Source organism: Thermoanaerobaculia bacterium (assembly GCA_035717485.1).
Lineage (GTDB): Bacteria > Acidobacteriota > Thermoanaerobaculia > UBA5066 > DATFVB01 > DATFVB01.
Window position 1 is genome coordinate 1 of sequence record DASTIQ010000164.1, and the last position, 18,653, is coordinate 18,653.

An 18,653-nucleotide genomic window follows, 5' to 3' on the forward strand; every position below is an offset into this window, starting at 1 on the left:
ATCCGGTCGAGATCGTCGCGCGTCACGGCGCTTCCATCCGCATTCCGATAACGGAATCCGCCCTTCGGAGTTCCGAGCCGGCGGATCCCCTTTTCCCGGAGCCTCTCGATGCGTGTCATCGGCGGCGGGGCTTCTTCCAGGTCCCGCGCGGGGCGCGTTCGAATTCCCGGACGACCAGATCCGGGCCCGGGAGCGTCCGCGCGAACGAGCGGCCGCCGAGAGAATCGTCCGTCGTCGGCCGGCGGAACGCGCGGATCTTCTCGACGGCGAGGTGCGCCTCCTCGACGCGCGGAGCGCCCGATCGGCGCCGAAACCGGATGAAGAGCTCGGGCCCGCCGCCGAGGACCACCTCGGCCGCGGAACGGCGGAGCACCGGGAGCCGCAGGAGCGAATTCCACGCACGAGCGGCCCGCACGGGGTCCGGGCATCCGATCGTGAGACCGTGGAATCCAAGCGGCGGCGCGGAACGCTTCATGCCGTTAATCCGCCAAAGAGCTCCGTCCGGTGGCGCCACGCCTCTCCCAGATCATCGAATACGCGCTCAGCGGAGGCGAGCAGGCGCTCGTCCGACCCCCCCGATCGGAGAGCGAGGCAGGGAAGCCCGAGCTGGTGCGCCGCGCCGACGTCGAACGGGGTGTCGCCGACCGCGACCGTCCGGCGGCGCGGCAGCCCGTAGCGCTCGATCGAAACCGCGAAAACGTCCTCGAAGGGCTTCGCCTTGCGGACGTCGTCGGCGCTCGTGAAACCGGTGATCGCCCGGGCGAGCCCGAGCTTCGCGAGCGAACGCTCGACGACGCTCCTTTCCGCCGACGTTGCGAGGACGACGGCGACGCCCGCGCGGCGCATCGCCCGGACGGCGGCGGCCGCGCCCCGGATCGGCCGGACCTTCGGGAGGAGTTTCAGGTACCGCCGGGTCTGCTCGGCGCCCATCGCCTCGCCGAGGAAATGCCGCTCCGCGGGGGTCACGACGTCGCGCAGGATCTCGCTGCCCCCTTTTCCGATCTGGGAGCGGATCCGCGCGGGCGGAACGCGAGGGCCGAACGCCGCCAGCGCTCCCGACCAGGCGCGGGCGTGCGCCCCGTTGGAGTCGAGCAGGCATCCGTCGAGATCGAGGAGCACGGCGGAGAACGGAGGATTCCAGGCGGCGGTCACCGGAAGGCGGCAATGCAGGAAGCATTCCTCCCGTGGCACGGCACGTGCACGGCCTATTACGGGAGGTCCCTGCGCGCGGTTCCCGGATCGTGTCGCGCCCGGGCCCGAAGGAGGTTTCCATGCGGAGCAAGGCCGCGATCGGCAATCACCCCATCCACCCCGCGCTGGTCTCTCTCCCCATCGGCGCGTTCTTCCTCGCTTTCCTGGGGGACGTCGTGCACGCCGTCAGCGGATCCGAGTTCTGGTACATGCTCTCGTACGCGTGCATCGGCATCGGCGTGCTCGTCGCGCTCGCCGCGGCGGTTTTCGGCTTCATCGACTATTTCGGCGTCCGGATGAGCCGGCAGGCCGGACGGCTCGCGACGATCCACATGCTCCTGAACCTCACGGTCGTCGCGCTCTACGTCGTCACGTTCTTCCTTCGGAGGAACGGCGGCGCCCTGAATACTTCCCGGTGGCCGATCGCCTTCGTGATCGAGCTCGTCGCCTTCGCCACTCTCGGCGTGTCGGGCTGGATCGGGGGAAACCTCTCCTACGAGCACAAGGTCGGCGTCATCGAGTGGACCGACCCCGAAGCCAACGAGATCGGCGAGAAGGAGACGCGGGCTACGCGCGCCTCCTGATTCGTCGTTCCGAAAGACGATGAAGAAAAGCCGTCCCGGCTCGCGACGGCGAGGAGTCTCCTCGCCGACCGGTCCTCCCCGACGCGGGGCGCGTCTTCGTGCCGTGCCGGCGGGCGCTTCGTGAAGGGCGCTCGCAACGTTCGACGATCGTCGTAATCTCGTCGCCGCGCGTGAACCGAACGATAGGAACGTGCACCCTCGCCGCGGCGGCGCTCGTCTCTCGAGCACCGGTACGCGCGGCCGCTCCCGTGCCCTCTTCGGCGGCGGCCGGGATCGTGGTCGCGGCCGACGGGAACCCCGTCGGCGGCGCCCGCGTCACCGCCTCGACGTCCGCGGCGAGCGCACGGACGTCGACCCGGCCGGACGGTTTCTTCCGCGTGGCGGTCGCCGGGACTCCGCCGGTCCGCCTCCGGATCGACGCACCCGGCTACGCCGCCGCGCAGCAGACCCTGGAAGCGGCCGAATCCTCCGGTCTCCGGATCGCCCTCTCCTCCGCCGCCCTCGCCGAGGAGGTCACGGTGACCGCGTCGCGGACGCCGCGGACGCTCGCGGAAACGGCCGCTCCGACGACCGTCCTGCCCCGGGAGGACCTCCGGTCGGCGGCCGCGCCCGTGATCGACGACGTCCTCCGCCGGGTTCCCGGCTTCTCGCTTTTTCGCCGGACGGGCAGCCGCACGGCGAATCCGACCTCGCAGGGGGTCTCGCTCCGCGGGCTCGGGGCCTCCGGGACGAGCCGCGCCCTCGTCCTCGCCGACGACGTTCCCGTGAACGATCCGTTCGGCGGCTGGGTCTACTGGGGCCGGGTTCCGGAAATCGCGCTCGACCGCGCGGAAGTCGTCGAGGGGGGCGCCTCCGACCTCTGGGGAAGCGCCGCGCTCGGCGGCGTCGTGCGTCTCGTCCGCCGGGACGACGCGACGCCCGGAGTCGACGCCGAAACCTGGGGAGGGTCCGAGTCGTCGGGGGACGGGGCCCTGCGGATCGCCGGCGCGGCCGGCCCGGTCCGTCTTTCGGCCGACGGCGAGCTCTTCGCGACCGGGGGCTACGTCCCGGTCGCCCCGGAGGACCGCGGGCCCGTCGACGTTCGCGCCGGCTCGCGCCATCGAACGCTCGAGGGGACGGCCTCCACGATCGTCGGCGAATCGTCGCTGTTCGTCCGGGGATCGCGCTACCTCGAGGAGCGCGGGAACGGCACGCTCCTCCAGCGGAACGACACGCAGATCACCGAATGGAGCGGGGGCTTCGACGGCGCCGCGGTCGGAGGCGCCCTGGGACTGCGCGCCTACCGATCCGACGAGATCTTCCATCAGTCGTTTTCCGCGATCGCCCCCGACCGAACCTCGGAAACCCTCACGTCGCGGCAGCGCGTGCCGTCGTCGGCGACGGGAGGTTCGGCGCAGTGGTCGCGGGCGCTCGGGACGATCCACGAGCTGTCGGCCGGCGCCGACTTCCGCCGCGTGGAGGGGACGTCGGAGGACACCGCGTACCTCCCCTCCGGGCCGTCGCTCCGCCCGTCCGGAGGGACCCAGGACGCCGCGGCCGGGTGGATCGAGGACGTCGCGTCGCTCTCCCCCGCGCTCACCGTGTCCGGATCGCTCCGCTACGACGCCTGGAGGAATTCTTCCGGGAGAACGTTCGCGGCGGGCGCTCCGATCGCCTTGCCGGACCGGTCCGCCGATTCGTGGAGCCCCCGCCTCTCCGCGGTCTGGGCGGCGACCCGCACGGTTTCCCTCACGGCCTCGGCCTATCGCGCGTTCCGCGCGCCCACGCTGAACGAACTGTATCGCCCGTTCCGCCTGGGGAACGTCCAGACGCTGGCCAACGCCGATCTCTCGCCGGAGACGGTCACGGGCGCGGAGACGGGCGTGCGATGGCAGACCGGGGACGGGCGCGTCTTCGCGCGCGCCGCCCTCTTCTGGATGGACCTCCACGACGCCGTCGGGAACGTCACGCTTTCGACGACGCCGTCCCTCATCACGCGGCAGCGCGAGAACATCGGACGGATCCGCGATCGGGGCGCGGAGCTCGCCGTCGATGCACGGCTCTCGCCGGAGTGGACCGCGGCGGCGGGCTACCTGCTCGCCGACTCGCGCGTCGTCGCGGCGCCGCGGAACCCGTCCCTCGTCGGGAATCGCGTCCCGCAGGTGCCGCGCGATCAGGCGACGATGGAGATCCGGTTCTCGCGCCCCTCGCTCGCGACGATCGCGGTCCAGGGCCGCTGGTCCGGGCCGCAGTTCGACGACGACGCGAACGCTTTCCCGCTCGGCAGCTTCTTCACGCTCGACGCGCTCGTCTCGAAGGCCCTCCCCGCGGGGTTCGAAGTCTTCGGCGCGGTCGAAAACGCGACGAACCGGCGGAACGAAGCCGGGCGCACGCCGGTCGTGACGCTCGCTCCGCCGCGAATCTTCCGGGCGGGCATTCGCTGGCGGGTCTGAGAAACCGCCGCCCCGTCCTGTCGTACGATCGCCCCGATTGCCACGCAACGGAAGTTTTCGGACCGCACTTCTCGGCGTCCTCGCGGTCGCGGCCGCCGTTCGCTTCGCGCACCTCGCGGGGACGACCTTCTGGATCGACGAGGTCTTCGAGTCCTCGCTCATCCATGCGCCGGCGGGCGGGTTCTGGGCGGCGCTCCGGCTCGACGCCGTGCACCCTCCGCTCGATTACCTCGTCGGCCGGGGGGTGGCGCGGCTCGGCCTTCCCGATCCCTGGGGACGCTCCGCGAGCGTCTTCTGGGGCGTGGCCTCGATCGCGGCGCTCGGGGCGCTCGTGCGCCGGAGAGGCGGACCGCGCGCCGCGCTCCTGACCGCGGCGCTCCTCGCCGCGGCGCCCTTCCACGTGCGCTACTCGCAGGAGCTCCGCCCGTACGCACTCGGAACGTTCCTGACGTGCCTGTCTCTCCTGCTCCTCGACCGCGCTCTCGAACGGCCGACGGCGGCCCGCGGCGCGGCGCTGTTCGCGTCGCTCCTCGCGACCGCCTACGCGCTGTACCTCGCCGGGCTCTCCGCGGCGATCGGAGGGGCCGCGATGGTCGCGACGGATGCGTTCTCGCCCGACTCGGGCCGGCGAGCCGCCGCGCGCCGGCTCGCCCGGCTGTCGATCCCGGGAGCCGCGGCGCTCGCGATCCTCTATGCCCCCTGGTGGCCCGCGGTGCGGGTGGCTTCGGAACGGATCTCGCGCCGTTCCGGACCCGCCGTCGACTTCCGCCGCCTCCGCCTGATGCTCGCGTTCTTCACCGTCAGCCCGAAGCAGGAAGGGTGGGCGTTCGGACCGAAACTCCTCTACCTCGTCGCGTTCGCGGCCGCGATCGCGCTCCTCGCCGCGGGAACCGCCGTCGCTCTCCGCCGCCCCGCGCTGCGATTCCTCCCCGTCTGGGGATTCCTCGGAATCGGAGCGGTCGAGGCGCTGCGAGCGCTGTCGCCCAGCTTCGGCGCGTTCCGGTACGCCCTCCCCTCCGGAATCGCGCTCGCCGCGATCGCCGCGGTGGCGATCGACGCGCTCCTGGCGACATCGCCTCCTTCCGGCGCGGCCGCGCTCGCGTTCACCCTGGGGTTCCAGTCTTGGGCGCTCGCCGATTACTACCGCGAGGGACGGTACGACTGGAGCCGCGAGCTCGCCTTCCTCCGGGCGAGGCCGGAGAACGAGACCATCTTCACCTCGGCCCACAACCCCCAGTACTGCCTCGCCTACTATCTCTGCGGGCCGCAATGGCTGACGGACGGGCATCGCTGCGGGCGCCCGCTCGTCAACCTCGAAGGCGACACGCGCCCGCTCGACGCGATGAAGGGCGCCGGACGGCCGTTCTCGCTCGTGCTCGACGGAATGCCGGCCTCGGCCGCTCCGCGGGCGTGGGCGCGCGGCTATCCGATCTTCGAGTTTCCGGAAGCCGAGGGGACCGTCGTCGCGATCGTCTCCCCCCGGGAAGCGCGATGATCCGACCGCCGTTCCCCTCGCTCCTGATGCGGGGAATTTCGCGAGCGTGGCCTTCGCCTCCCGCCGCGCGCGTCGAGCCGCTCACCGGGCTCGCCGACTCCGAGTGGCGGAGACTCGCGGAGTCGTTCCCGCTCCTCGGTCCGGATCCCGGCAGAGACGCCGCGCGCTCCCGCCGGACGTTCACGCTGGTCGCCTGGAACGAGCTTTCGCGGCGCCGTCCCCGTCCCGAATGGAACCCCGCCCCTCCTTCCTCCGAACCGCAGGTCCTCGTGACCGCGCACATCGGGAACCTTCGCCTCCTCCGCTACTTCCTTCGCGTCGAGGGAATTCCGGTCGCGACGATCGTCGACGAGACCCACCCGACGAGCGGATCCACCGGGAAATGGAACGAGTGGATCGACCGGCGATTTCCGATCGCGTTTCCGCATACGTTCCCGTCGGATCAGCCGCATCGCCTGCGCGCCGCGCTCCGCCGCGGGTCTCTCCTCGCGGCGATCGACCGCATTCACCGCCCTCCTCCGGGGGGCCGCGACCGTTCGGCCCGGGTTCCTTTCCTCGGAGGCGCGATCGCGATCGAGCTCGGCGCACTGCGGCTGGCGCGGCTGGCGGGCGTGGCCGCGCGTCCGATCTTCGTCACGGCCCCCGCCGCGCGCCTCACGATCACGGTCGGCGCGCCGCTCCCGCAAAGCGAAGCGGAGGCCGTCCGCGAGTTCGGCGCGATCTTCGACCGGGTCTCGCGAGAATCGCCGGGAGATTTCGACGGGTATACGCATCGGTATCTGGCCGGCGCCGGGTGAGCCGTCGCGGCCGTTCATGGGGAGATGCCGTCCCGTCACGATTTCGGGGCGGTCAGGTGGCGGGCGCGTCCCGCTCGCGCGCGTCCGCGCCTCGCAGACCCACGGAGCGAGCTCGGCTTTTCCGCCCGGCCCGGCCGCCGTTTCCTCCGGACCCGGCCAGCGGTTCGGCCGCGTGACGCCCAAACGCGGGCGGATTTGCGCCGGGCGGGGCTTTCTGCCATGATCCCGCGACAGGAAAAAGCGACATGGAAATTTCGATTCGTGAGGATGGACGCGTCCGGATCGTGTCGGTGGCGGGCGATCTCGTGATCGGCGAATCCGAGGCGTCGTTCAAGCGCGCGGTGACCCGGCTCATCGACGAGGGCCACGTCGACCTGCTGCTCGATCTCGGGAAGGTCGGGATGGTCGACTCGACGGGACTGGGGGCGCTCGTGCGCACGCTGACGACCGCCCAGAAGGAAGGGGGCCAGGCGAAGCTCCTCTCCCCCCCGCCCAATCTCAAGAAGCTCCTCGAGATGACCCAGCTCGACTCCGTCTTCGACATTCACCAGGACCTGGAGGAAGCGGTCGCGAGCTTCTGACGAGGGACCAGGACCATGTCGGAAGAGCCGGACAGCACCGAACCTGAAGGAGGCGGCGAGGGCGCATTCGCGGCGGCGCTCGCCGAGCTCCTCGCGTGCGAGACGCTCGCGCAGACCGTCGGGTGGGCCGCCCGCTGGCTGCGGGCGATCCCCGAAGCCGACGCGGCGCTCGTCTGGACCCCCGATCCGGTTCATCCGGTCTTCACCTGCACCGGCGCGTCGGGCGAAGGGCTCGGCCGCTCGCTCCGACGCTCGGTCCCGCGCGGCGATGGATTCGTCCGCCGCCTGGTCCGCGACCAGGAGTCCTTCGCGCTCTCCGCGGCGGACCTGCTCGTCACCGACGACCCCTGGATCGCTCCCCTCGCGAAGAACTTCGGGGCGTTCCTGGCGGTCCCCCTCGCGGCGGAGGGCGGAGTGGTCGGAATCGCCGCGATCTTCTTCAAGGACGAGGCGGCGGACATGGAGGCCGCGCTCGAGGCGATCGCGACGTTCGTGCCGGACGCCGCCCTCGCGATCGCACGCGGCCTCCGGCAGGACAAGAAGACCGCCGGCATGCTCCACGCGATCGAGCGCCTGACGAACCTCTACGATCTTTCGAAGGCGTTCGGGTCCACGATCGAATGGGACGAGCTGACCGCGATCACCGCGCGCAAGGCGGTCGACTTCGGCAACGGCGAGGTCGCCTCCCTCTGGATCCTCGAGGGAGACGAGGGAGAAATCTCTCTCGCCGCGACGGCCGTCAACGAGAACTACGAAGTCGAGAACGCGCCCGAGGCGGTCGGCGGATCGATCATCGCCGACGTCATCACCGCCCGCGAGGACATCGTCGAAAACGAGGTCGAAGACCCGATGCGGAACGAGAACGCGCCCTACGAGACGCGCTCGCTCCTGGCGGCGCCCCTCGTCGAGGACGACGCCCCCGTCGGGGCCCTCGTCGTGGTGAACAAGCGCGGGCGCCACCCGCGTTTCACCGACGCCGACCGGGAGCTCCTGATCGATCTCGGGCACCAGGCCGTGCGGGCGCTCCGGAACGCCCGGCGCTACCTCGCCGAGAAGAAGGTCGAGGAGCTCGATGCGCTGCTCGCCGTCAGCCGCGAGATCACCTCGACGCTCGATCTCGACCGCGTCATGGGAACCGTCGTCAACGCGACCTCGGCGCTCATCCCGTTCGATCGCTGCGCGCTCTCGATCGTCTCGCGCGGAAAACTCCGTCTCGGCGCGGTCTCGGGCGTCGCGGAGATCAATCGCTCGGACCCGTCGATCCGGCGCACCGAGGAGCTCCTCGAGTGGGTGTTCGGCGCCGGCCAGCCGGTCTCGGTCCGCCGGGAGGAAGACGGCACGATCCTGGCGGACCGGCCCGAGACGGAGGAGAAGTTCCGCGCCTTCTTCGAAGCGTCCGGAATGAACTCGTTCTACGCGGCGATCCTGCAGGACGAAGAGGGAAAGCTGGGCGTGATCGGCTTCGAAGCCGCGGAGCCGATCGACTTCGACCAGGACGCCCGGGACCTCCTGCAGATCGTCGTCAACCAGGCGACCGTCGCGCTGCGCAACGCGCAGCTCTACCAGCAGGTCCCCCTTGCCGGTTTCTGGAAGCCGCTCCTCGAGAAGCGTCGAAAGCTCGCGGCGATCCCCGGGCGGAAGAAGCGCGCCTGGGCGATCGGCGCCGCCGTCGCGGCGATCGTGCTCGTGGCCGTCCCCTGGCGCATCCGGGTGGATGGGCCGGTCCGCATCCTCCCGGCCCGCGAGGCGAGCGTCACCGCTCCGATCGCCGGGGTCGTCCGGGCGGTCGTCCATCGCGAGGGCGATCGCGTGGCGGAGGGCCAGGTCGTCGCCATCCTCCACTCCGAAGGGTTCGCGGCCGACGCGGCGCAGGCCCGGTCGGACCTCGAGATCGCCCAGAGCGAGCTCGCCCGGGCGCGGGCGGAGAACGACGCGGCCGCGACGTACCAGGCGCTGGCGCGCGTCCACGAGGCGGAGGCCCGGGACATGGCCGCGAGAAAGCAGCTCGCCGACACCGAGCTCCGGGCGCCCGTCGCCGGCGTCATCGTCACGCCGCACCTCGACGAAAAGCAGGGGGCCCTCCTCCCCGCGGGAACCTCGTTCTGCGCGATCGCCGACTCCTCCGTCATCACGGGGGAAATCGCGATCCCGGAATCGGAGACCAGCCTCCTCCGGGTCGGCGAGCGGGTCGATCTGAAGCTCAATTCCTTCCCGACGCGCACGTTCCACGGGACCGTCGAACGGCTCGGCGCGGCGGTCCACGCGGAGGGAGAAGAGCGGTTCCTGCTCGTCGAGGCGCGATTCGACAATCCGGACAGCGCGATCCGCCCGGGCATGCTCGGGAAGGGAAAGGTGGCCACCGAACGCCATAGCCTCGGCTTCGCGGTCTTCCGCAAGCCCGCCCGCTACGTGTGGGCGCGGCTCTGGCCGCTCTTCCCGTGAGTCTCGCCTCCCGGGCATCCGCTCTCGCCTCCGCCTCCCCGACCGGAAAGGTCGCCGAAGCGCTCGCCGCGCAGCACGCGAGCGGGGCCGACCAGCCGCGCCTGCGCCCCGAGCTCACGATCCGACGCCTCGTCCACGCCGGCGAGGTCAGCTGGGGCGTGAAGAACCCGGAGACCCTCAAGGTCTTCAATTTCGACGAGGGGGAGTGGGCGCTCATCTCTCTCTTCGACGGCACCCGCACCCGAAGCGAGATCCAGGCCGATTACAACGCCGCCCATCCGGGCGGGGGCATCCCGCTCGCGACCGTCCTCGACTTCGAGGAGACGCTCCGCAAGATGGAGCTCCTCGAGCAGAAAGGCGCCGAGCGCAACCTCGCGCTCCTGGAGAAGCTCCGGACGGCCCGCCAGCGGAAGGCCGAGGAGAAGGAGGAAGGGTTCAACATCTTCCTCATCCCCTTCCACGTCATGGACCCGAACGAGCTGCTCAACAAGACGGTCCGCTGGGTCCGCTGGCTCTGGAGCCCCCCCGTCGTGACCGCGGGGATCGCGATCTTCCTGCTCACCGCGAGCGTCTTCGTCGCGCGGTTCTCGACGATCTGGACCCAGACGCTCGAGCTGTACCACTTCCTGGGGAAGCCGTTCTGGGATTTCGTGCAGTTTTTCGTGATCATGACCGCGATCGGCGCGGTGCACGAGTTCGGCCACGCCTTCGCGATCAAGATCTACGGCGGCGACGTCCACGACATCGGGTTCGCCCTCTTCTACATGACTCCGGCGTACTACTGCGATTCGACCGACGCCTATCTCTTCACGAACCGGTGGCACCGGCTGTGGGTGGCGCTCGGCGGGATCTACGTCGAGTGCTACATCTGCGCGATCGCGACCGGGCTGTGGGTCGTCTCGTATCCCGACACGCTCGTCCACGAGCTCGCCTACAAGACGATGCTGTACACGGGCGTGTCGACCGTTTTCTTCAACATCAACCCGATGGTCAAGACCGACGGTTACCACGTGCTGTCGAGCTTCCTCGATCTCCCGCAGCTCCGCGAGGAGTCGTTCCAGTACGTCGGGGCGCTCATCCAGCACTACCTGCTGCGCCTCCCGGTCGAGGTCCCCGTGCTCTCGCGGCGCAAGCGCCGGATCTACCTGATCTACGCCCCGCTCGCGCTCGCCTACACGGCGATGATCATGTGGCTGATCGGCCAGCTCTTCTACAACCTGTACGGGCATCTTTCAGCCGAACTCGCCGGAGTCCTGGCGACGGTCACGTTCGTCTGGGTGTTCCGCAAGCGCGCCCGGGTCTTCACCCACACCCTCCGGATGTTCTATCTCGACAAGAAGGAGTACCTCGTGTCGCCGAAAATCCGCCGACGCCTCCTCGCCGCGGCCGCCCTCCTCCTCATCCTCCTCGCGCTCCCGATCTTCCGCGAGCCGGTCACGGCGGACGTGACGCTCGCGCCCGCCCGCCTCGCGCGCATCGAAGCGCCGCAGGCGGGATTCGTCTCTCGCGTCCTCGCGCGGGAGAACGATCCGGTCCGCCCCGGGCAGCCGATCTTCGGCATGACGAGCCCGGAGGTCCAGGTCGCCGTCGCTTCGGCGTCGTCGCGCGCGGAGGCCTATTCGGGAGCCGAGGCGGTCGGGAGAGCGGAAGGCGATACGCATGCGGCGTTCGTCGCCGGGGAGAAGGCGCGCGCCGCCGAGGCGTCGTTGACCGCCGCGGAAGGACGCGCGCGGCTCCTCACGGTCACGAGCCCGGAGCGCGGCAGGATCCTGACTCCGCGGATCCAGGACCTCGAAGGGCGTTTCGTCGAAAAAGGGACGCTCCTGGCCGAGGTCGGGAGCCTGCAGGCGCTGTCGGCCTCGATCCCCGTGTCGGAGCGGCTGATCGGCGACGTCGCGCCGGGACAGGCCGTCTCGCTGCATCTGCCCTCCCGGCCGTATTCCACCGTCCGGGGAGAGATCGTTTCGGTCGCCCCGGCCGCCGCGTCCTACGGATCGCCCGCCGCCGTCCGCGCTTCGCTTCTTCCTTCCGACGTCCCCGACCGGTTCATCGCCATCGCGCGATTCCCGAACTCGGGGGGCGATCTCATCCCGGGGATGGCCGGCGAGGCGCGGATCTACACGCGGCGCCGCTCCTATCTCGGGCGAGCCGGCCGCGTCGTCTGGCACTGGATGAGAACCGTCGTCTGGTAAAAACGAGAGCGCCCCGGCTTTCGCCGGGGCGCCCGAGGTCGAGGAGCGAAGCCGCGCTTCGTTTTTCGCGTTAGACCGACTTCCCGGAAAGCGACTTGCCGGACAGCGACTTGCCCGACAGGGACTTCCCGGAGAGACTCTTGCCCGACAGCGACTTCCCGGAGAGACTCTTCCCGGAGAGCGACTTGCCGGAAAGCGATTTGCCCGACAGGCTCTTGCCCGAAAGGCTCTTGCCCGAAAGCGACTTCCCGGAAAGCGACTTCCCGGAGAGGCTCTTCCCGGAGAGCGACTTCCCGGAAAGCGATTTACCCGAAAGCGACTTGCCGGAAAGGCTCTTGCCCGAAAGCGACTTCCCGGAAAGGCTCTTGCCCGAAAGCGACTTTCCGGAAAGCGACTTCCCGGAGAGCTCTTCGGCCGAGGGAGCCGTCACCGACGGGTTGTTGCCGAGGCTGCCGACGCGGATCTCGCCCATTTCCTTGCCCGTGCCTTCCTTGATCTTCGCCTTCTGTTCGTCCGTGAGCTGGATTCTGACTTCGTTCGCCATTTCGTCCTCCTCTTTGCGCCCCTGATATCGCAACCCGAGGGCCAGGATGGAGGCCGCGATAAGTAGCTCCAACCAGACGACTTGTAAAGTCATACCCGCACCCATGGTGACTTTTTCACATGTCAAATTTTCCCGTTAGCGTGAGATTTTCACTCAGCCCCGAGGAGAGAGCATGGAGGCGCGATGAGACGTGGTGGAAGGCGCGTTGGGAGTGGCCGCCGGCGGCCGAGGCGTACCAAAGCGTACGTTGACGCCGGCGGTGGGCGCTCCGGACTCGCATAACCGTGCGTCCCACCGCGCCGGATCTTTTACAGGCCGTGTTTGCGGCACAGATACCGGATCTGGTTCATGTCGATGCCGATCTCCCGCGCCGCTTTCGCCTTGACTCCGCCGGAGCGCTCCAGCGCCGCCGCCACGAGATCGCGCTCGTAGCGCGCGACGGCCTCCGGGAGGGACTCCCCGGGACGGATCGTCTCGGCCGGTGAAAGGCGTTCGGTCCGCCGGCCGAACGCGGCCGGAAGGTCCTCGGGCGTGATCTCCTCCGCCTCGACCATCAGGGTCAGCATCTCGACGAGATGCTCGAGCTCCCGCACGTTCCCGGGCCACGCGTAGGCGGAGAGGCATTCGAGAGCCGAGGGCGAGAAGCGCCGGGGCGGCCGCCGGTGGTGCTTTCCCCATTTCTCGCGGAAGTGGTCGAGGAGAAGGGGAATGTCCCCCCGGCGCTCCCGGAGCGGCGGAATCCGGAGCGCCACCGTGTTCAGGCGATAATAGAGGTCTTCGCGGAACTCCCCGGCAGCCACTTTCTTCTCGAGGTCCTCGTTCGTCGCGACGAGCAGCCGGATGTCGACGGAAATGGTGCGGCTGCCGCCGACGCGTTCGAACTGACGCGTCTCGAGGACGCGCAAGAGCTTCGCCTGGACGGCCGAAGAGAGGGTCGCGGCCTCGTCCAGGAAGAGCGTTCCGCGGTGGGCCAGCTCGAACTTCCCGGACCGCGAGGAAACCGCTCCCGTGAACGCTCCTTTCTCGTGGCCGAACAGCTCCGATTCGGCGAGAGTTTCCGGGAGCGCGGAACTGTTGACCGCGACGAAAGGAGCGGCCGCGCGCGGGCTTCCGCGATGGAGCGCCTGCGCGACGAGCTCCTTTCCCGTCCCGCTCTCCCCCGCGATCAGGACGGTCGCGTCCGAGGGGGCGACCTTCTCGATCGCGCGAAACAGCGAGCGCATCGGCGCGCTCGACCCGACGATCGTCCCGAAGGTTCGCCGCTCCGCCATCTCCTCGCGGAGCGCGCGATTCTCCGCGACGAGCCGCCGCCGCTCGAGGGCGCGGCCGAGGACGAGGCCGAGCTCGGCGGGATTGAACGGCTTGCGGAAGAAGTCGTACGCGCCGAGCTCGATCGCCTTCAGCGCGAAGGAGCGCTCCTTCTCCCCCGTCATCACGACGACGGGGAGATCGGGCCTCCGCTCGCGGATCGCGCGGAGCAGATTGAGCCCTTCCTGCGGCTCCCGGGAAGGAGGAAGGCGCAGGTCGATCAGGAAGAGATCGGGATCCTCCCCGAGGAGGGCGAGCCCCGCGGTCGCGTCCTCGGCCGCCGAAACGTCCCACGCGCTCTTGAGCGCCCACCGGAGCTGATCGAGGAGCCCGCGGTCGTCCTCGACGATCGCGACGCGGCCGGAGCTCACGAGCCGGACGTCTCCGACTCGGCCGGCAGCGCGATCCGAACGATCGTCCCGGTTCCCGGGCGGCTCTGGATCGTGAGCGACCCCCCGTGGAAACGGACGATGTTGCGGGCGGTGTAGAGGCCGAGCCCCACGCCGTTGGCCTTCGTCGTCTGGAAGGGCTGGAAGAGGCGGCTCCGCTGGAATTCGCGCGTCATCCCCGGACCGTCGTCGGCGACCGTCACGACGACGCGCGGGCGGCGGCGGCTCGACTCGACGCTCGTCGAGATCTGGACGTGGCCGGAGGGTCCGGCGGCCTCGAGGGCGTTCTGGACGACCACGAGGAACGCGTCGCCGAGATAGTTCGAGTCGCCCCACACGGGAGGGACCGGCTCCGCCCGGATCGCGACGTTCTCCGCCCGGGGGCGGCCGCCCTCGCGCGGCCGCGCCTTCGCGGCCACCTCCTTGACGAGATCGTTCACGTCGAGCGGGACCTTCACGAGCAGCGCGTCCCGGTACGCCGACCAGCGGTCGACGACGGAATCCACCTTCTCGAGGCTCGATTCGAGGAGCTCGACGACGCTCCGTTTGAAGTCCGGGTCCCCGTAATGCTCCTCGAGGTTCGAGAGCAGCAGGCTCAGCCGGAACTCCAGGTTCTTCATGTCGTGCAGGAAGACGGAATCGAGCGTCGACCGGAGCCGGTTGCGGGAGCCCCGCCGAGCCATCAGCGCGCGGAGGGCGAGAACGTGACCTTGACCGCGCTCCCGGGCCGGAAGATCCGGCCGGAATCGCGGGGCACGGTGACGATCACCTGGAAGGTCCCGCTCGCGGGATCGAGCACCGGGGAGAGGAATGCGATCTTTCCCGAGGACTGGGCTTCGGGGAACTGCGCGGACGCGACGGAGACCCGGTCCCCCACCCGAAGGCGGTCGAGCCATCGCTCCGCGATGTACACGCGCGCGATCAGCGGCTCGAGGGCGCTGACCCGGAAGAGGGGAACCGTGTCCTCGACGAGCACCTTCTGCCCGATTCGCGCGTTCCGGTCGACGACGATCCCGTCGAACGGCGCGCGGATGACCGATCGGTCGATCGTCAGCTTCGCCTTTTCGAGATCGACCTTCGCCTGCTCGTAGCGGGCGCGCCGCTGCTCGAGCTCGGCCTTGCTCGCGAGTTTCTGGGCGAAGAGCTCCTTGTACCGCTGGAAATCGGCATCGGCCGCGGCGAAGGCCGCCTCCGCGGCGCGGCGGTCGAGCTCGAACTCGCGCTGGTCGAGAGTCGCGAGCGCCTGGCCCTTCCGGACGGTCTGCCCCCGTTCGGCCTGGATCGAATCGACGATCCCGCTCACCCGCGTCCCGATCCCCACCTCGCGCTCGACCATCAGGTTCGCGTCGGCCGTCCAGCGGTCGGCGGGACGCGCCGGGACGAGCGAAGCGGGACGCGCCGGGGGCTTCGGGGCCGCGGCGGCGAGGCCGGCGCCGAGAATCCGCACGGCGACACCGATCCGGAACGCTCGATTCATCAGTAACCTCTTTCCGCGATTATACGCGAAGGCTTTCACTCGCTCCGCAGGTCCCGCGTCATCAGCTCCCGGATCGCGGCGCGCGGCGAAAGGCTCTCGTAGAGCACCCGCCGGACGGCGTCGTTGATGGGCATCTCGACGGCCGACGCCTCCGCCATCCGGGCGGCGGCGAGGCAGGCGCGGGCTCCCTCGGCAGTCTCGGTCACCGCGGCCAACGCCTGCTCCGGGGTGTCCCCGCGGCCGATCCGCTCTCCCACGCGGCGGTTCCGCGACTGCGGCCCGGTGCACGTCAGCATCAGGTCGCCGACTCCGGCGAGGCCCGCGAGGGTCTTCGCCCGGCCGCCCCGCGCCAGCACGAGACGGGTGATCTCGGCGAGGCCGCGGGTCATGAGCGCGGCCGTCGTGTTCGGGCCCAGCCCGAGCCCCGCGACGATTCCCGCGGCGATCGCGACGACGTTCTTGACTCCCCCGGCGAGCTCGACTCCCGGGACGTCGTCGCTGCCGTAGAGCCGGAAGAGCTCGGAGGAGAGCGCCCGCTGGATCTCCGACGCGCAGGCGGAATCCGCGGAAGCGACGACCGCCGCCGTCGGATCGCCGCGGACGACCCCGTCGGCGAACGTCGGGCCCGACAGCACCGCGAAAGGGCGCCCCGGGAGGCGTTCTTCGACGAGCTCCGAGACGCGGCGGCCGGTTTCGGTCTCGAAACCCTTCACCGCGGAAACGACCGCCGCGCGGCCGCCCGCCTCCGCGAGCCGCTCGAGCACGGACGGGACGGCCGGAGACGGCACGGCGAGGAGGATCAGGCGCGCGTCGCGCGCCGCCTCGAGATCCCCCGCCGCCCGGAGTCCCGCGGGAAAGACCGCCGACCGGTGCCTCGTGGGATGCCGCCGCTCGCGCTCGATCGCGGCGGCGACGCGGCCGTCCCGCGCGCAGAGGACCGTCTCGTTTCCCGAGCGGGCGGAATGGATCGCGAGCGCCGTTCCCCAGGAGCCCGCGCCGACGACGGCGACTCTCATTTCCGGCCGAGGCGCCGCTCGCTGCCCGCGGCCAGACGCCGCAGGTTCTCGCGATGCTTGAAGAGAATCAGGAGGGCCGTCGCGCCCGCCGAGAGAGCGACCGCGTCCGGCGAACGGAACAGGTAGAGCGCGACCGGGGGAAGAGCGGTCGCGGCGAGGATCGAGCCGAGGGAGACGTACCGGGTCAGCGCCACGACCAGGACGAACAGGGCGATGACGACGGCGGTCGCCGCCGGCGCGAGGACCAGGAACGCGCCGACCGTCGTCGCGACCCCCTTTCCGCCGCGAAACCGGAAGAAAACCGGGAAGACGTGGCCCAGCACGACCGCGAACGCCGCCGCGGAAAGCCAGGCGGGGTCCGCCGTCGCCCATTTCACCCCCCAGACCGCGGCCGCCCCCTTCGCCACGTCGAGAACCGCGACGGCGATTCCCGCTTTCGTCCCGTGGTTGCGGAGCACGTTCGTCGCTCCCGCGTTCCCGGACCCTTCTTCGCGGATGTCCTTCCGGAAGAAGAGCCGCACGACGACGATCGAGAAAGAGACGGAGCCGAGGAGATAGGCGAGCACCACGAGGAGCGGGAGCATCAGGGATTCTCCGGCGCGGCGATCGCCTCGCGGAGCATCTCGAGGGCCGCCGCCGCCGTCCAGCCGCGAATCGTCGCGCGGTCTCCGGGGGGCCGCAGGTGACGGGCGCGCGTCTTCCCGGACGGCGTCGCGAGCGCGATCCAGACGGTCCCGACCGGCTTTTCCGGCGATCCTCCTCCGGGACCGGCGATGCCGGTCGCCGCGAGCGCGAAATCGGCGCCGAACCGGGCCCGCGCGCCCTCCGCCATTTCGCGGGCGGTCTCCTCCGAAACCGCGCCGTGCGCCGCCAGCGTCCCGGGGCGGACGTCGAGCAGGCTCGTCTTCACGTCGTCGGCGTACGCGACGACCGACCCCCGAAAATAATCGCTCGCTCCGGCGACGTCCGTGATGCGCTGCGCGATCAACCCGCCCGTGCACGATTCGGCCGTCGCGACCGTCGCTCCGATCTCCCGCAGGCGGCCGCCGACGACGGACTCGAGGGTCTGGTCGTCCCGCCCGTAGATCCGCCCTTCGAGCGCGCGCTGGAAGTCGGCCGTCTGCTCGTCGAGAACGCGCTCCGCCTCGCCGGCGGTACCCGGAGCCGCGAGGTGCAGCTGCACCTCGCCGACCGAGGCGAGGATGGTGAACGCGTGGCCGCTCCATTTCTCGTACACGGGAGTGACGCGCTCCTCGACGGCGGACTCCCCCATCGCCGCGATCTTGAGGATCCGGCGGTGGCGCGGCGACCCCCCGAAACGCCGGGCGATCTCGGGGAGGACGAGCTCCTCGAACATGCGCTTCATCTCGGAGGGGACCCCGGGCAGGCACGCCACGATTCCTTCTTCCCTCTCCAGCCAGATTCCGGGAGCGGACCCGCGCGGGTTCGTGAGCGGACGCGACCCCTCGACGACGAGCGCCTGCTTCTCGTTGATGCGGGGCATCGCGATCCCGCGCCGAGCGAACCTCCCGCGGATGTCCTCGAGGATCCGGGGATCGATGGCGAGCGACCGGCCGGCGAACTCCGCGACCGCCTCGCGGGTCAGATCGTCCGCCGTCGGACCCAGCCCGCCCGTCACCAGGACGATCGGAGCCCGGCGGGCCGCCTCGCGGAGCTCCGCGGCGATGGCCGCGAGATCGTCGCCGACGCACGTCTTGCGCGCGATCTCGATCCCCGCCTCGTCCAGCTTGCCGGCGAGCCACAGCGAGTTCGTGTCGGTCCGCGACGTCCCGAGAAGCTCGCTTCCCACGGCGACGATCGACGCCTTCACGAGGATCGCTCCCCGGCGCGGGGTCCGCGCGCCTTCACGGCGCTGAACCTGCGCGCCTTCACGGCGCTGAACCGGCACGCCTTCACGGCGCTGAACCCGCGCGCCTTCACGGCGCGACCGCCGACACGGCGCTCCATTCTTCGAAGAGCTCCTCGAGCTTCTTCTTGGCTTCCTCTTTCTCCTTCCAGATCCGCGCCGCCGTCAGCGCGTCGAGCCGGTCTCCCTCCTCGTAGAGCTTCGTCTCGGCCGCGGCCACCTCGGCCTCGAGCTCCGCGATCTTCTTCTCGAGGCGCTGGACCTTCTGTTCGCGCTTTTTCGCCTCGCGGTCGGCCTCGGGCTTCTTCGCCGGTAGCGCACGCGGCGCGGGCCGGGAC

At 70.5% G+C, this 18,653-nt stretch carries 17 protein-coding genes; 7 read left to right on the forward strand and 10 right to left on the reverse strand.

The window, feature by feature from the left end; all coding sequences use genetic code 11:
• Nucleotides 1-115: 115 nt before the first annotated feature.
• Nucleotides 116-475, reverse strand: a complete 360-nt coding sequence (locus tag VFS34_08655; protein HET9794517.1) for a hypothetical protein — start codon at nucleotides 473-475, stop codon at nucleotides 116-118.
• Nucleotides 472-1,191 carry an HAD family phosphatase gene (locus VFS34_08660; protein HET9794518.1) on the reverse strand — a complete coding sequence of 240 codons (720 nt, stop codon included), beginning with the start codon at nucleotides 1,189-1,191 and terminating at the stop codon, nucleotides 472-474. Before VFS34_08660 ends, VFS34_08655 begins: the two co-directional genes overlap by 4 nt.
• An 80-nt stretch (nucleotides 1,192-1,271) precedes the next feature.
• Between VFS34_08660 and VFS34_08665 the strand changes: the two genes are divergently transcribed.
• The 7 genes from VFS34_08665 (at nucleotide 1,272) to VFS34_08695 (ending at nucleotide 11,714) form a co-directional block, all read left to right on the forward strand.
• Nucleotides 1,272-1,775 (forward strand): DUF2231 domain-containing protein, encoded by a 504-nt coding sequence (locus VFS34_08665; protein ID HET9794519.1) that lies wholly within the window; start codon nucleotides 1,272-1,274, stop codon nucleotides 1,773-1,775.
• Nucleotides 1,776-1,945: 170 nt separating this feature from the next.
• Nucleotides 1,946-4,207: a TonB-dependent receptor gene (locus VFS34_08670; protein ID HET9794520.1), complete on the forward strand. Its 2,262-nt coding sequence runs from the start codon at nucleotides 1,946-1,948 to the stop codon at nucleotides 4,205-4,207.
• A 37-nt stretch (nucleotides 4,208-4,244) separates the two neighbouring features.
• Complete coding sequence (locus tag VFS34_08675; GenBank protein HET9794521.1) at nucleotides 4,245-5,702, forward strand: glycosyltransferase family 39 protein; 1,458 nt, start codon at nucleotides 4,245-4,247, stop codon at nucleotides 5,700-5,702.
• Entirely contained in the window at nucleotides 5,699-6,499 is an 801-nt protein-coding gene (locus tag VFS34_08680; protein ID HET9794522.1) for a hypothetical protein, read from the forward strand. Before VFS34_08675 ends, VFS34_08680 begins: the two co-directional genes overlap by 4 nt.
• A gap of 245 nt (nucleotides 6,500-6,744) precedes the next feature.
• Nucleotides 6,745-7,080, forward strand: a complete 336-nt coding sequence (locus VFS34_08685; GenBank protein ID HET9794523.1) for an STAS domain-containing protein — start codon at nucleotides 6,745-6,747, stop codon at nucleotides 7,078-7,080.
• Between the two features lie 15 nt (nucleotides 7,081-7,095).
• A complete protein-coding gene (locus tag VFS34_08690) occupies nucleotides 7,096-9,522 on the forward strand; it encodes an efflux RND transporter periplasmic adaptor subunit (protein ID HET9794524.1) in 2,427 nt (808 codons plus the stop codon).
• Entirely contained in the window at nucleotides 9,519-11,714 is a 2,196-nt protein-coding gene (locus VFS34_08695) for an efflux RND transporter periplasmic adaptor subunit (protein HET9794525.1), read from the forward strand. The genes VFS34_08690 and VFS34_08695 overlap by 4 nt, the downstream gene beginning before the upstream one ends.
• Nucleotides 11,715-11,784: 70 nt before the next feature.
• Here VFS34_08695 and VFS34_08700 read toward each other — a convergent pair whose 3' ends face one another.
• The 8 genes from VFS34_08700 to VFS34_08735 form a co-directional block, all read right to left on the reverse strand.
• Entirely contained in the window at nucleotides 11,785-12,258 is a 474-nt protein-coding gene (locus VFS34_08700) for a pentapeptide repeat-containing protein (GenBank protein HET9794526.1), read from the reverse strand.
• Between the two features lie 308 nt (nucleotides 12,259-12,566).
• Nucleotides 12,567-13,937, reverse strand: a complete 1,371-nt coding sequence (locus VFS34_08705; protein ID HET9794527.1) for a sigma-54 dependent transcriptional regulator — start codon at nucleotides 13,935-13,937, stop codon at nucleotides 12,567-12,569.
• A complete protein-coding gene (locus tag VFS34_08710) occupies nucleotides 13,934-14,638 on the reverse strand; it encodes an ATP-binding protein (protein HET9794528.1) in 705 nt (234 codons plus the stop codon). Before VFS34_08710 ends, VFS34_08705 begins: the two co-directional genes overlap by 4 nt.
• Nucleotides 14,638-15,432, reverse strand: a complete 795-nt coding sequence (locus tag VFS34_08715) for an efflux RND transporter periplasmic adaptor subunit (protein HET9794529.1) — start codon at nucleotides 15,430-15,432, stop codon at nucleotides 14,638-14,640. The genes VFS34_08710 and VFS34_08715 overlap by 1 nt, the downstream gene beginning before the upstream one ends.
• A 35-nt stretch (nucleotides 15,433-15,467) precedes the next feature.
• Nucleotides 15,468-16,448 (reverse strand): NAD(P)H-dependent glycerol-3-phosphate dehydrogenase, encoded by a 981-nt coding sequence (locus VFS34_08720; GenBank protein HET9794530.1) that lies wholly within the window; start codon nucleotides 16,446-16,448, stop codon nucleotides 15,468-15,470.
• Nucleotides 16,445-17,032 carry a glycerol-3-phosphate 1-O-acyltransferase PlsY gene (gene plsY, locus VFS34_08725; protein ID HET9794531.1) on the reverse strand — a complete coding sequence of 196 codons (588 nt, stop codon included), beginning with the start codon at nucleotides 17,030-17,032 and terminating at the stop codon, nucleotides 16,445-16,447. Before plsY ends, VFS34_08720 begins: the two co-directional genes overlap by 4 nt.
• Nucleotides 17,032-18,279 (reverse strand): competence/damage-inducible protein A, encoded by a 1,248-nt coding sequence (locus VFS34_08730; protein ID HET9794532.1) that lies wholly within the window; start codon nucleotides 18,277-18,279, stop codon nucleotides 17,032-17,034. Before VFS34_08730 ends, plsY begins: the two co-directional genes overlap by 1 nt.
• Before the next feature lie 106 nt (nucleotides 18,280-18,385).
• A partial coding sequence (locus tag VFS34_08735; GenBank protein ID HET9794533.1) for a hypothetical protein occupies nucleotides 18,386-18,653 on the reverse strand: 268 nt, incomplete at its 5' end.

Bases quoted from the DNA above. Each gene is read 5' to 3' on its own strand.
- VFS34_08655 (HET9794517.1), bottom strand. From the start codon at position 475: ATGAAGCGTTCCGCGCCGCCGCTTGGATTCCACGGTCTCACGATCGGA.
- VFS34_08665 (HET9794519.1), top strand. From the start codon at position 1,272: ATGCGGAGCAAGGCCGCGATCGGCAATCACCCCATCCACCCCGCGCTG.
- VFS34_08680 (HET9794522.1), top strand. From the start codon at position 5,699: ATGATCCGACCGCCGTTCCCCTCGCTCCTGATGCGGGGAATTTCGCGA.
- VFS34_08685 (HET9794523.1), top strand. From the start codon at position 6,745: ATGGAAATTTCGATTCGTGAGGATGGACGCGTCCGGATCGTGTCGGTG.
- VFS34_08690 (HET9794524.1), top strand. From the start codon at position 7,096: ATGTCGGAAGAGCCGGACAGCACCGAACCTGAAGGAGGCGGCGAGGGC.
- VFS34_08700 (HET9794526.1), bottom strand. From the start codon at position 12,258: ATGGCGAACGAAGTCAGAATCCAGCTCACGGACGAACAGAAGGCGAAG.
- VFS34_08710 (HET9794528.1), bottom strand. From the start codon at position 14,638: ATGGCTCGGCGGGGCTCCCGCAACCGGCTCCGGTCGACGCTCGATTCC.
- VFS34_08715 (HET9794529.1), bottom strand. From the start codon at position 15,432: ATGAATCGAGCGTTCCGGATCGGTGTCGCCGTGCGGATTCTCGGCGCC.
- VFS34_08720 (HET9794530.1), bottom strand. From the start codon at position 16,448: ATGAGAGTCGCCGTCGTCGGCGCGGGCTCCTGGGGAACGGCGCTCGCG.
- plsY (HET9794531.1), bottom strand. From the start codon at position 17,032: ATGCTCCCGCTCCTCGTGGTGCTCGCCTATCTCCTCGGCTCCGTCTCT.